The following is a 12887-nucleotide window of genomic DNA, read 5'->3' on the forward strand; positions in this document are numbered from 1 at the left end:
TGGTTTTCGGAACTTTGAAAACTTTAAGAAACGAATTTTTATCGCTCTGAATATAAAAATGGAGAGAACGACGATCGTCCTCTCCAGATGTTAGCTTTTTTCAACCCACTACAGTTGACAAAGAGCCTTATTAATTAAAGGCATTGATAGACTTGACAAATGGTAGAAAAGGGCCTTAAAAAGCTAGAGTTCCGCTATTGGAAATCTCTAGCTTTTTTGTGGCTGAGGAGAACTATTTTGTCTCGGGCTCCTCTTGCGATTACATACACTTATTAATAAATGTATGACATCTTTTAGAATATCTTTGATTTAGATATTCTAAGACAAATCTTGAATCATTCTAGAAAACTAGAAATATTAAGCTTTATCTTCTTTTTTTACGTTTTGCAACTAAACCAAGTCCAACTAGACCAAGTCCAATCAAACCAATTGTAGCGCCAAGTGCAGTCATTGCAATTGTAGATTGTCCACCAGTGTTTGGCAATTGAGAAGCCGTCTTAACTGTTTCTTCGACTACAGGAGCTGGTTTAACAGGAGTTTCTGGAACTTCTGGTTTCTCTGGTTCTGGAGTTGGATTTAGATCTGGCTTAGGTTCCGGTTTTGGTTCCGGCTTAGGCTCTGGTTTTGGTTCTGGCTGTGGCGCTGGAGCTGGAGCTGGGTTTGGAACCGGAGTAGGATTTGGACCTGGGTAAGGTCTTGGATCTTCCGGTACGTAATAAATTGGCGTATCTTTCGTTGGATCTGCCGGTACGTCCGGTACTTCATATCCTTTAGATGGATCTTTTGGATCGATTGGTTTCAACGGTACAAGTGGGTTAGTGTTTGGATCTACTGGTTTAGTTGGATCTTTCGGCACTTGTGGTGTTGTTCCTGGGATATGAGGAATCACTGGTACTTTCGGACTATTTGGATCTTGTGGATCTTGTGGTTTAGTTGGACTTGGTGGTACAACTTTACCTGGATCTTGAGGATCGTTATCGTAAGGCGTTGGAGTTGGTGGTGTTACACCTTCTGGTACTTTCGGTACAAGTTTTCCAACTGGCACGTAAACCACTTTGATGTTTTCATCTTTAGAGTTTTCAGTTAAGTTTTCTGTAGCTGCTACTTCTTTTTGAGATGCATCTTTCAGAACATAACCTGGAACTACTGGCGATGTTACTTTATCAAATGTAGTATCGTTGTTCACTGGAGTCCAGCTAGCATATTCGATAGAACCTGTTACAAGATTAATCTTAGCTTCACGAGTAAATGTTACTTTGTCAGTTACATCAGCTGTAGATTTATTTCCAGCTTTGTCTGTGTACTCAACTTTGTTTCCTTTATCGTCAACGTAAGTGATTGTACGAGTAACATGTTTAGTCGTAGTTAGCTTGTCGATTAATTCTTTCGTCCATTTTGGTCCATCTGGATTCTTAGGATCAATTGGCTGACCTGGTTTTGGTGTGTTTGGATCGTTCGGATTAGTTGGGTCAAATGGTTTAATTGGCTCAACGTGTGGTGTTAACACTACAGTGTATTCTTGATCTTTTCCAGAATCTTTATCAAAGTTTCCGTTGTTATCTTTACCGTAGTTGTTGCTTACTAGATCATATCCTTTAGCAACTAACTTAACAATTTCTGTAGTTACTTCTGTTGCTTTCGTTAATGGCTCACCTGATTTACCAGTTTCTTCAATGTTGTTAACACCTGGAATTGGGTTTCCACTTAGATCTACGAATTTCGTTACTGCTTTTTGATCATCTTTTACATAATCAATTCGAGTATTTTCCGTTGGTGTCTTAGGTGTTGGTGGTACATATCCTTTAGATGGATCTTTCGGATCTACTGGTTTCAGTGGGTTTCCATTTGGATCTTTTGGAGTTGTTCCTGGGATATGTGGAATCACTGGAACACTTGGTTTGTTTGGATCATTTGGATTTGTTGGATCATTTGGATCTACAACTTTACCTGGATCTTTTGGATCGTTTGGATATGGAATTGGATTGATTGGTGTTTCACCTTCCGGTACTTTCGGTGTCCATGTTCCAACTGGTACGTATCTAACTTTTAGATCTTGGTTAACTGAATCTACAGTTAAGTCTGTTGTAGATGCTTTTACTTTAGATCCATCAGCTTCTACTAAGTCACCTTGTGTATCTTGGTTAGGTTTTACAACATATCCTTTAACAACTGGTGATTTAACTTCTGCAAATTTAGCTGTACCTGCAGCTGTCCATCCGCTTGTAGTGTCTGTTGCTGGTACATCTGCAATACCGTCACCTGTTGTATCGTAACCTACTACTGAACCGTCTTTTGGATTTACAACTACTGTACGTGTGAAGCTTACTTTATTCGTTACTTTTGGAGCTTCAGTTGTAGATACTTCTTCAGTTGTACCGTCTTTAACGTAAGTAATTGTACGAGTTACTGACTTGATGTCGTTTAGTTTATCAAGAGCATCTTTCGTCCATTTTGGTCCAGTTGGATTCTTAGGATCAATTGGGTCTCCTGGGTTAGGGTTCTTAGGATCTTCGTTAGGGTTTTGTGGAGTTGTTGGTGTTACTGGAACTGTCTTAGCTACGGTTACCAAGAAATCTTGATCAACTCTTGAATCATTATCGAAATTCTTATCTGTCGCTGTTACAAATCCGTCAGTAACTAATTCATATCCAAGTTTTTTCAATTCTGCGAGTTTAGGTTCTGTTGTGTATTGGATTGGTTCTCCAGATTTACCTACTAGCTCATCTTTGTGAAGAACAGTATTTGTTCCGTCAACAACATACTTAACTGTTGCTTTTTGATTTGCTTTCACTAGTACGATTCTTGTGTCTTCTCCTGGTTTTTGTGGAGTGACTACTTTTCCTTCTGGGTTGAATCCTGGTACGTCTTGTTTTGGTTTGATTTCATATCCGTCTGGAATTTCTGGAATTGGTGTTTCTCCTCCAACAGTTGGATCATTTGGATTGTTTTTATAAGTAGGTTTTGGTGTGTTTGGAATTTCATTTCCACCTTCGTCCACTAAGATTACTTTTCCTAATGGTTTATATACTACTTTATCACTTGCTTCTGGATTTGTTGGTGTTACCTCTTTTCCGCCTGCTTGTGCTTTATCCGCATAGTATCCTTCTACTTTTGGTGTTGTTACGACTCCATAAGTATGTGTCTCTTCATTCCATGTTGTTACATTTGTAAGTTTGTTTGTTTTTCCAGTGAATGTGTAATCTGTTTGTACGTTAGGGGCTGGTGTGTTTTCTCCTGCTCCTTCGTACGTTACCGTTTGTTTTGTTGCTTTTGTGATATCTCCTTGCTTCGCTACTAACACGATTCTTGTGTCTTCTCCTGGTTTTTGTGGAGTGACTACTTTTCCTTCTGGGTTGAATCCTGGTACGTCTTGTTTTGGTTTGATTTCATATCCGTCTGGAATTTCTGGAATTGGTGTTTCTCCTCCAACAGTTGGATCATTTGGATTGTTTTTATAAGTAGGTTTTGGTGTGTTTGGAATTTCATTTCCACCTTCGTCCACTAAGATTACTTTTCCTAATGGTTTATATACTACTTTATCACTTGCTTCTGGATTTGTTGGTGTTACCTCTTTTCCGCCTGCTTGTGCTTTATCCGCATAGTATCCTTCTACTTTTGGTGTTGTTACGACTCCATAAGTATGTGTTTTTTCATTCCATGTTGTTTCGTTTGTAACTTTATTTGTTTTTCCAGTGAATGTGTAATTTGTTTGTACGTTAGGCGCTGGTGTGTTTTCTCCTGCTCCTTCGTACGTTACCGTTTGTTTTGTTGCTACTGTTTTTGTATCCAACAAAGTATCATAAACATAAGTTACTGTAATTTCTTCACTGTTAACAACACCTTCAACCGGAGCAGATGTTTCTTTGACTTTCACATATCTATACGCTTTTTCATTATATGTAAATTCATCAGGACGATATTCTTCTGTATCTACATTATAATCTTTTGTATAAGCTCTTTTTTCAATAGCTGTTATCGTTGGTTTAATCGTATTCCCTTGCATATCTTCATATGCAACTTTAACAGATCCAGTTTTTATGTTCTCTGTTTTAATAGTAACAGAAGCTGTATTCGCCTCATTATATATTTTTTCATCATTTGTTTTTGCTGCTGCTGAAATATAAGCTACCTGTGTATCTTTTGCATCTTTAGAAATTCTTGCTGGTACCAAAAATTCATTTGACAATCCTGGGTTTAATGTAGTTCCTGGATTAGAGACAAACTTAACTGCTGTAACCTTGCTCCAATCTGTCACTTGATCTGCTGTTAAAGTAGCTGCTGCTGAAACTTCATTCACATTTCCATTAATTGGAGAAGTTAAGTAGTATGCAGTCCATCCTGCGGGGGCTATCGCTTCTCCTGTAGCTTCCACATCAAATGCAGAATTACGATTTATACTTGTATCAACAATATTCTTGTCCCCTTTTTTAGGTAATGTCACAAGTACTTCATTATTTGATAATTTTGAATTATCTGTATTTGATAATGTAAAGCGATAAGTTACATCTGTTTTTGGAGCTAGATTTTTCAGCGATGTAGTATAACCTTCACGTTGATCATTTTTATCCGTCACATCTACGTGTAATCGTGTCGCTGATGAATTACTTACAGGAATTTCGTAAGTAAAAGTTGATGTATTGATAATTGACTTATCTCCATCAAACTCATTATTAGGATTTAATCCATGTAGGATTCTATTTTCATCCCAAACTAATGTATATTTCAAGCGATAACTACCTGTTTGAACCCACTGCGCTACATTAAACTCTAAATCTGGAGTTACATTCTCACGAGTGTTTGAATCCTTTGGATCAATAATCAATACACGTTTACCAGTATTTTGATAATTATCATCTTTAGTTATAAGTGGACTATTACCTGCGTAGCTAAATCCATCTGGTAATTCTACAATAATTTTAGCATTTTTCGCACCAAGATAAGTTAATTTCTTATCTGTATTAGCACCATGTGAAGTATCTGTACCATATACACGATTCCCTAAACCTGAAGGTGAGTAATCATAAGCTTCTATTCCAGAACTTAATGATTGTGTTTTATTTCCTGCTAGAACCGTTTCTACCTTCCCAGTTCTCGATGTCAGTTTTAAAGCTGTTCTAGCATCTGCTAAAATCGTTTTAGAAGTACTTGTATTGACCACATCTGTGTCTTGAGTTGAAATTTTTGCAGTAACAATACTCTTAGCTTCTTTCCCTTCTGAAACCATTTGTTTAGCTTTTTCTAAGCCTTTTAAGTTTTGATGTAAATAAATACCCGCTTGACTTAACGTATCATTTGTAAATGTCATTTCCCCTTTTGGTCTTAATAAAACTTTAGTTGTTCCTTCTGGTAGATCTATAGATGTTCCACCATTTTTCTTAAAGGCGATTTCCCCAAGTTTTGTTTCTGTTGTACCATTTACTGTATATACTTCAAACGTATTACTAGTTCCTAGATTATCTGGTGCATACCAAGGTGCATAAGTCCCATTCTTGTTCCAAGTACCATAAAATTCAATAGATCTCTTTTGATCAAAATCACTATCAATAGTTAATTCAACTTCCTTAAGTTTTGTAGGAGTATCTACACTTCTCCAGAAAGTAATAATTCTTTTATCATCGGTTTCTGTATTAATTCCAGGAATTGCAATATTTACCCTATTTTCATGATTTTGTTCATTAGTATAGTTGTTAATCACTAATGGGGGTTGTTGTCCTGGTCCATCTGGTGTTGCTCCCCCTCCATTATTTTTATAAGGATTCACAGCCTTCACAACTAACGAAGTAGATCCTTGACTTATATTTGTTTCTCCTGATTTATCTGTATAAGTTACGTTATCTGTAAAGGTAAATTTTTTTCCTTTTAAAAACTCTTCTAATGTACCTGCCTGACGCATATTGATGCTAAGTGTATCATCACTAGTATTATTTCCTTGATCGAATACAGGTTTTGCATCTGTTATTGTTCTTGTGTAACGAGCAATATTACCTTCCTGTGTCCATCCTGCATTAATTGATTTTTCAGACACTACAGCTCCTGTCGGTAAAGTAATAGCATGCTGTATTTTATTAACAGCAGCAACTTCTTTATTTAATGTCGTTAATTTTAAAACTAATTCTTTGTTCTTTGTTTCATCAATAGAATCGCCAGGTGCATTTGTATTAAATAAAGCTAAATCTCTTGCACCACTTTCACTGTCCACATTAATACTAGCATATCCGCTCTTATTTGTATTTGCTACCACTGACTTAGTATTCATTGCAGGAGAAATTGGATTTCCATTTTTATCCATCACTTGAGAAGTGATAGAGGTTTGTGAATTACGACCAGTTCTATATTTATCAAACTTGTAACTAATATTAAATTTACCATAAGAACCACTTGGAACTTCTCCAGTATAAATCTTATACTGTCTATCCGTTACTTTTTCCACTCTTAAAGCTGTACCAAATTGTACATCAGTAATAGGTTCATTCTCAGGTAGATTCACTAAAATATAAGAACCTTCTTCTAATTTTGAAGGTGCAGACACATCTAATCTAAATGTTGAGATGATTTGTTCTCCTACATTATATTCTGTTTGGTTACCTACTAAATGTCCTTGTAAACTAACTCCATTTTCAGTACTAGTTACAGGTTCTACTGTTGAACTTGTTACAGGTTCTACTGCTGATCTTGTTACAGGTTCTACTGTTGAACTTGTTACAGGTTCTACTGTTGAACTTGTTACAGGTTCTACTGCTGATCTTGTTACAGGTTCTACTGTTGAACTTGTTACAGGTTCTACTGTTGAACTTGTTACAGGTTCTACTGTTGAACTTGTTACAGGTTCTACTACTCCATCTGCATGTACTGTCGGTATTTTCCCCATTACTAGAGTACTAGCAATGGCCATTGTAGAAATTGCCACACTTGCTACTCCTACTTTGAACTTTCTTATACTAAACCTTTGTCTAAATTGAAAAAATCCTTTTGATTCTTGATTCATTATTCTCACCTTATAATTTGTTTATATTTTTTATTACATTTTTCATAATAAAATGCCGTATTTAATAATATTTTATTAATAGACGACCCTTATATTATAGCTTAAATACAAAAAAAATTAGAAATATTTCCTACAATTGTTAACTATTTGCAAAATATCTCTAAAATCTTGTAATTTATAAACATTTATTTTAAATCATATTAAATCTCCGAAAACTTAAAAAGCCTTATTTAATACTACTTCTAGCTTCCTCGCCTTTTCATTTCAAGGCTCGGGATAAAAAGGTTCACTGGACCTTTTTATTTAGCGATTGGGTAAACAGAAACTTGTTTTTTATCACGTCCTTTACGCTCAAATCGTACTACGCCCTCAACTTTAGCGAACAAAGTATCGTCACCACCACGTCCAACGTTCACACCTGGATAGATGTGTGTACCACGTTGACGATAAAGGATAGATCCACCTGTTACAGTTTGTCCATCAGCTGCTTTAGCTCCAAGACGTTTTGCTTGTGAATCACGTCCGTTTGATGTAGAACCTCCACCTTTTTTGTGGGCGAAGAGTTGCAAGTTGTTAAGAGTCATTTTTAACATAATGTTTTCCTCCGTGTTAGTTTTCTGTGATAACTCTGGTTTGGACGAACTCAGAAGAGTTCTCCGATAAGTTTGCCATACCTAAGAAAAATGATTCAAAGAATAATTGTGTCATTTCTCTCTGGTGAGAAGGAAGATCTTTTGGAATTTCAACCATCAGATAGCCACCTTCATCTTCGTTTAATTCTAAGATTGGTTCATAGCCTGCAAATTTCTCAATGGAATTGATAAAGTTAATGGCAAGCGTAGAAACCGATGCACACACGACATCTAAGCCGTATTCGCCACTCTCGGCGTGTCCAGTAATCTCCGCACTCCTCAGCTCGCCATCTTCGGCTCTCTCAAAGACTGCTTGTATCATGCGTTCTCCTTAAAATTAAGCGTTGATTGCGTTGACGACAACTTTAGTATATGGTTGACGGTGACCTTGTTTACGGTGGCTACCTTTTTTAGGTTTGTACTTGTAAGTAACAACTTTCTTTTGTTTTCCTTGTTTTTCAACAGTTCCAACTACAGTAGCTCCAGCAACAAGTGGAGTTCCGACAACAGTGTTTTCACCACCAACAAGAACAACTTCGTTAAAAGTAACTTCTTGACCAGCTTCAACGTTTAATTTTTCAACGTAAACTGCTTGACCAACTTCAACTTTAACTTGTTTTCCGCCAGTTTTGATAATTGCGTATGTGCGCATTATGCACCTCCTATGATTTTTATGGGTTTCCCCGAATTTTTTGTGAAGACTCGCCTAGCATCGTGGGACGAACCACTTAAACTTGAATAATCAAGCAACGATGTTCGTGCGGTTGCACAGGATCGTGCATAGTCTACCCTTCAAGTATAGCATATCTCCTGTTTTCTTACAAGTAATAACACCTAAAATGAAGCTTTTTCTTTTACTTTTTTCCGCCACTTAGCAAAAAGCATACTAGAGTAAAAAATACTCATCATGATTGGAATACCTAGGATAGTCTTTTCATGATAGAAAATCGTCAAATAGGCTGAAAAGAGAACACCAAGGACAAAACTACTAAGCAGGCTAACAAATATGAACCCTTCACGTAAAAAAGGAGTGTGCTTGGTTCGGAAATAATCTCCGAAAGCCAGCATGGTCCGTTTGATGTTCCCTGTCATAAAGGCATTATTATATGCAATCCCCGAAACCTCACCAAAAGCGGTTGTCACCAGTCCCATACAGAAGGCCAAGGGCGGTACTAGATAGATATTATCTACAGTCTGCGGTACAAAACCAATAACTATTGATAGGATTGCTAAAGGAATCAATGATAGAATAGGTTTTTTCACAATTCTCAATTTTTCCTTATAAACAGTTAATAAAAAGACCCCCATCATAAAAGCTAGCAAGGTGAGAACCTTGTCCCTAACATCTGAAACATTATTTTGAATCAATTCTACTGAAAGAAAGACAACATTCCCAGTTTGTCCAGCTACAAGAGTGTTCCCTCGCACAATAAAAGTATAGGCATCTACATAACCTGCACAAAAAGTCAAAAAAAGCGCTAGCCTCTTAGACTGACGTGATATTTTCCTTATAGGTAATAACCTCATTTTCCCTCCCATTTCATTTACTCATCTCATTATTGTACCACTTTCTTCGGAAAAGACCTAGTAGCTTATTTGAAATTTTTTACCCTCTGTTGGATAGTCCCGTCTATCTATGTTATAATAAAGGAAGAATTTGAAATCGAAAAAGGGGGTAATTATGCTTAAATTAGGTATCATCGGAACAGGCGCTATCAGCCATCACTTTATAGAGGCAGCCCATGCCAGTGGAAAATACCAGCTGGTCGCAGTCTATTCTAGAAAACTAGAAACTGCAGCAAACTTTGCTTCTCGTTATCAGGATATCCAACCCTTTGATCAAGTAGAGGACTTCTTCAATAGCTCCTTTGATGTGGTCTATATTGCCAGCCCAAACTCCTTGCATTTTGCTCAGGCAAAAGATGCCTTGTCTGCAGGTAAACATGTCATTCTTGAAAAGCCAGCTGTCACTCAGCCACAAGACTGGCTGGAATTGGTTCAAACAGCTAAGAAAAATCACTGTTTTATCTTTGAAGCAGCTCGCAATTACCACGAGGAAGCTTTTACTACTATCAAAAACTTTTTGGCAGACAAACAAATTTTAGGAGCAGATTTCAACTATGCCAAGTATTCTTCTAAAATGCCGGATTTGTTGGCTGGACAGACTCCCAATGTCTTTTCAGACCGTTTTGCTGGTGGAGCTCTTATGGACTTGGGGATTTACCCCATTTATGCGGCTGTTTGTCTATTTGGCAAGGCTCTAGATGCCACCTATCAAGGGCAACAGCTTGACAATAGCATTGACCTAAATGGAGATGGGATCCTCTTCTACCCTGACTATCAAGTTCATATCAAGGCTGGAAAAAACATCACTTCCAATCTTCCTTGCGAGATTTATACGACAGATGGAACCTTGACCCTCAACACAATTGAGCATGTTCGCTCGGCCATTTTTACCGACCACCAAGGAAATCAAGTCCAGCTCCCTATCCAACAGGCTCCTCATACGATGACTGAGGAAGTCGCTGCATTTGCACACATGATCCAGCAACCAGATCTGAATCTCTACCAAACTTGGCTGGAAGATGCAAGTTCAGTTCATGAGCTACTATATATCATGCGCCAGACTGCTGGCATTAGATTTGAGGCAGAAAAATGAAAACCAAACTACCTACTGAATGGCAAGAACTAAGTGACCAACTCGGTTTCCAAGAATTCACCCCCATTCAAACTCAACTATTTGAGCCCCTTCTTGCTGGAGAAAACCTCCTAGGAGTGAGCCCAACAGGAACTGGCAAGACCCTAGCTTACCTTCTACCAAGTCTTCTCAGACTACAAAAGAAAAAAGCCCAACAACTCTTGATTCTAGCACCGAATACAGAACTTGCTGGACAAATTTTTGATGTATGTAAAACGTGGGCAGAGGCTATCGGCTTGACTGCCCAACTCTTCTTATCAGGTTCAAGTCAGAAACGCCAGATTGAACGCCTAAAAAAAGGGCCAGAAATTCTGATTGGAACACCAGGCCGTATCTTTGAACTCATTAAACTGAAAAAAATCAAGATGATGAATGTGAAAACCATCATTCTAGATGAATTTGACCAATTGCTAGATGATTCTCAGATACACTTTGTTGAGAAAATCACTCACTACGCACCTCGTGACCACCAACTCGTCTACATGAGTGCGACGACTAAGTTTGATCAAGAAAAGATTGCGCCTAACACACGTACCATTGATCTCTCTGACCAAAAATTGGACAACATCCAGCACTTCTACATGCAGGTAGACCAACGTCACCGAGTGGATATGCTACGAAAACTAGCTCATGTTGAGGATTTCCGCGGTCTGGTCTTCTTTAATAGCCTATCAGACCTTGGAAGTGCAGAAGAAAAATTACAGTATCGAGATATCTTGGCTGTTTCCCTCGCTAGTGATGTCAATGTCAAATTTAGAAAAGTCATCTTAGAAAAGTTTAAAGACAAGCAACTAACCCTGCTTCTTGCAACTGACCTTCTGGCACGTGGAATTGATATCGATAGCCTCGAATGTGTCGTAAACTTTGATGTTCCTAGAGACATCGAGACATACACCCACCGTGCTGGCCGTACTGGTCGTATGGGAAAAGAAGGTTATGTTATCACTCTCGTCACTCATCCTGAAGAAATCAAAAAACTCAAGAAGTTTGCAAGTGTACGAGAAATTGTCCTAAAAAATCAAGAACTCTATATCCAATAAAGCTCCCTTTGCTCTATGCACACCAAGTGTATAGAGCTTTTTTGTATAAGCAATCCTTCAATTTTAGTTCAATATCAGAAAAAAAGAACCTTGCATAGCAAGATTCTTTTAGTGTCTGACTTAAATAATTGTTCTTCTGGGAACTAAATCGAATTAAGCTTCGATTTCTGTAACCATACCTGAACCAACAGTACGTCCACCCTCACGGATAGAGAATGTAGTACCTTGTTCTACGGCGATTGGGTGGATCAACTCAACGTCGATTGTCACGTTATCACCAGGCATTACCATTTCAGTACCTGCTGGAAGTTCGATTGAACCTGTAACGTCAGTAGTACGGAAGTAGAATTGTGGACGGTAGTTGTTGAAGAATGGAGTGTGACGTCCACCTTCTTCTTTAGTAAGGATGTAGACTTCACCTTTAAATTTAGTGTGTGGGTTGATTGAACCTGGTTTAGCGATAACTTGTCCACGTTCGATTTCATCACGTTGAACACCACGAAGAAGGACACCTACGTTATCTCCAGCAAGACCTTCGTCAAGTTGTTTACGGAACATTTCAACACCAGTAACAACTGCTTTTTGAGTTTCTTCTTTGATACCAACGATTTCGATTTCGTCGTTGACTTTAACGATACCACGGTCGATACGTCCTGAAGCAACTGTACCACGTCCAGTGATTGAGAATACGTCTTCGACTGGAAGAAGCAATGGTTTGTCAGTGTCACGTTCTGGTTCTGGGATGTACTCATCAACTGTGTTCATCAATTCCATAACGATGTCTTCGTATTTAGAGTCACCTTCAAGGGCTTTAAGAGCTGAACCTTGGATAACTGGAAGATCGTCACCTGGGAAGTCGTATTCTGACAATAGGTCACGGATTTCCATTTCAACCAATTCAAGCAATTCTTCGTCGTCAACCAAGTCAACTTTGTTCATGAAGACGATAAGGTGTTTAACACCAACCTGACGTGAAAGAAGGATGTGCTCACGAGTTTGTGGCATTGGACCGTCAGTTGAAGCTACTACAAGGATAGCTCCGTCCATTTGAGCGGCACCAGTGATCATGTTTTTAACGTAGTCCGCGTGTCCTGGAGCGTCGATGTGAGCGTAGTGACGTTTTTCAGTTTCGTACTCAACGTGCGCAGTGTTGATAGTGATACCGCGTTCGCGTTCTTCTGGAGCAGCATCGATAGACGCATAGTCTTTAGGTTGGTTAACTGATGAAGGCAAGCGACGTGCCAAAACAGTTGTGATAGCTGCAGTTAGGGTAGTTTTACCGTGGTCAACGTGTCCGATAGTACCAATGTTAACGTGTGGTTTACTACGATCGTATTTTTCTTTTGCCATTTGAGTAAAAGCCTCCAATAAAATATATTTTATAGATAGACAGTAGGCAATACAGTCTAACTTTCCTTACTATTTTATCAAATTTCAGCTAAATTGCAAGTGTTTTACACACATTTTGTGAATTATTCTTAATCGGCTAATCTAAACGACACTTCTACTCCTATCACTTAACTAAACAAAAA

Annotated in this window: 8 protein-coding genes and 1 other annotated feature; of the genes, 2 read left to right on the plus strand and 6 right to left on the minus strand. The window is 38.2% G+C overall.

The window, feature by feature from the left end; all coding sequences use genetic code 11:
• Nucleotides 1–364: 364 nt before the first annotated feature.
• The 5 genes from QM959_RS06825 to QM959_RS06845 all read right to left on the minus strand — a co-directional run bounded on the left by QM959_RS06825 (nt 365) and on the right by QM959_RS06845 (nt 9156).
• The gene (locus tag QM959_RS06825; protein WP_414372276.1) at nt 365–6985 is read right to left on the minus strand and encodes a mucin-binding protein; all 6621 of its coding nucleotides are present in this window, start codon (nt 6983–6985) and stop codon (nt 365–367) included.
• A 299-nt stretch (nt 6986–7284) separates the two neighbouring features.
• On the minus strand, nt 7285–7578 hold the full coding sequence (rpmA, locus tag QM959_RS06830; RefSeq protein ID WP_000916509.1) for a 50S ribosomal protein L27: 294 nt from the start codon (nt 7576–7578) through the stop codon (nt 7285–7287).
• Nucleotides 7579–7594: 16 nt separating this feature from the next.
• Nucleotides 7595–7939 carry a ribosomal-processing cysteine protease Prp gene (locus QM959_RS06835; RefSeq protein WP_000613699.1) on the minus strand — a complete coding sequence of 115 codons (345 nt, stop codon included), beginning with the start codon at nt 7937–7939 and terminating at the stop codon, nt 7595–7597.
• Nucleotides 7940–7954: 15 nt separating this feature from the next.
• Nucleotides 7955–8269: a 50S ribosomal protein L21 gene (gene rplU / locus QM959_RS06840; RefSeq protein WP_414372278.1), complete on the minus strand. Its 315-nt coding sequence runs from the start codon at nt 8267–8269 to the stop codon at nt 7955–7957.
• A 36-nt stretch (nt 8270–8305) separates the two neighbouring features.
• Nucleotides 8306–8393, minus strand: a sequence feature (ribosomal protein L21 leader region).
• A 58-nt stretch (nt 8394–8451) separates the two neighbouring features.
• The gene (locus QM959_RS06845; protein ID WP_414372279.1) at nt 8452–9156 is read right to left on the minus strand and encodes a YoaK family protein; all 705 of its coding nucleotides are present in this window, start codon (nt 9154–9156) and stop codon (nt 8452–8454) included.
• 142 nt (nt 9157–9298) lie between these two features.
• Between QM959_RS06845 and QM959_RS06850 the strand changes: the two genes are divergently transcribed.
• Both QM959_RS06850 and QM959_RS06855 read left to right on the plus strand, forming a co-directional pair.
• Nucleotides 9299–10276 carry a Gfo/Idh/MocA family protein gene (locus QM959_RS06850; protein WP_414372281.1) on the plus strand — a complete coding sequence of 326 codons (978 nt, stop codon included), beginning with the start codon at nt 9299–9301 and terminating at the stop codon, nt 10274–10276.
• Nucleotides 10273–11355 carry a DEAD/DEAH box helicase gene (locus tag QM959_RS06855; RefSeq protein WP_414372283.1) on the plus strand — a complete coding sequence of 361 codons (1083 nt, stop codon included), beginning with the start codon at nt 10273–10275 and terminating at the stop codon, nt 11353–11355. The genes QM959_RS06850 and QM959_RS06855 overlap by 4 nt, the downstream gene beginning before the upstream one ends.
• Before the next feature lie 153 nt (nt 11356–11508).
• Here QM959_RS06855 and tuf read toward each other — a convergent pair whose 3' ends face one another.
• Nucleotides 11509–12705, minus strand: coding sequence for an elongation factor Tu (gene tuf, locus QM959_RS06860; RefSeq protein WP_001040724.1), 1197 nt, complete (start codon nt 12703–12705; stop codon nt 11509–11511).
• Nucleotides 12706–12887 lie beyond the last annotated feature (182 nt).

The organism is Streptococcus mitis, from assembly GCF_047459985.1.
In the GTDB taxonomy this organism is placed as follows: domain Bacteria; phylum Bacillota; class Bacilli; order Lactobacillales; family Streptococcaceae; genus Streptococcus; species Streptococcus mitis_DZ.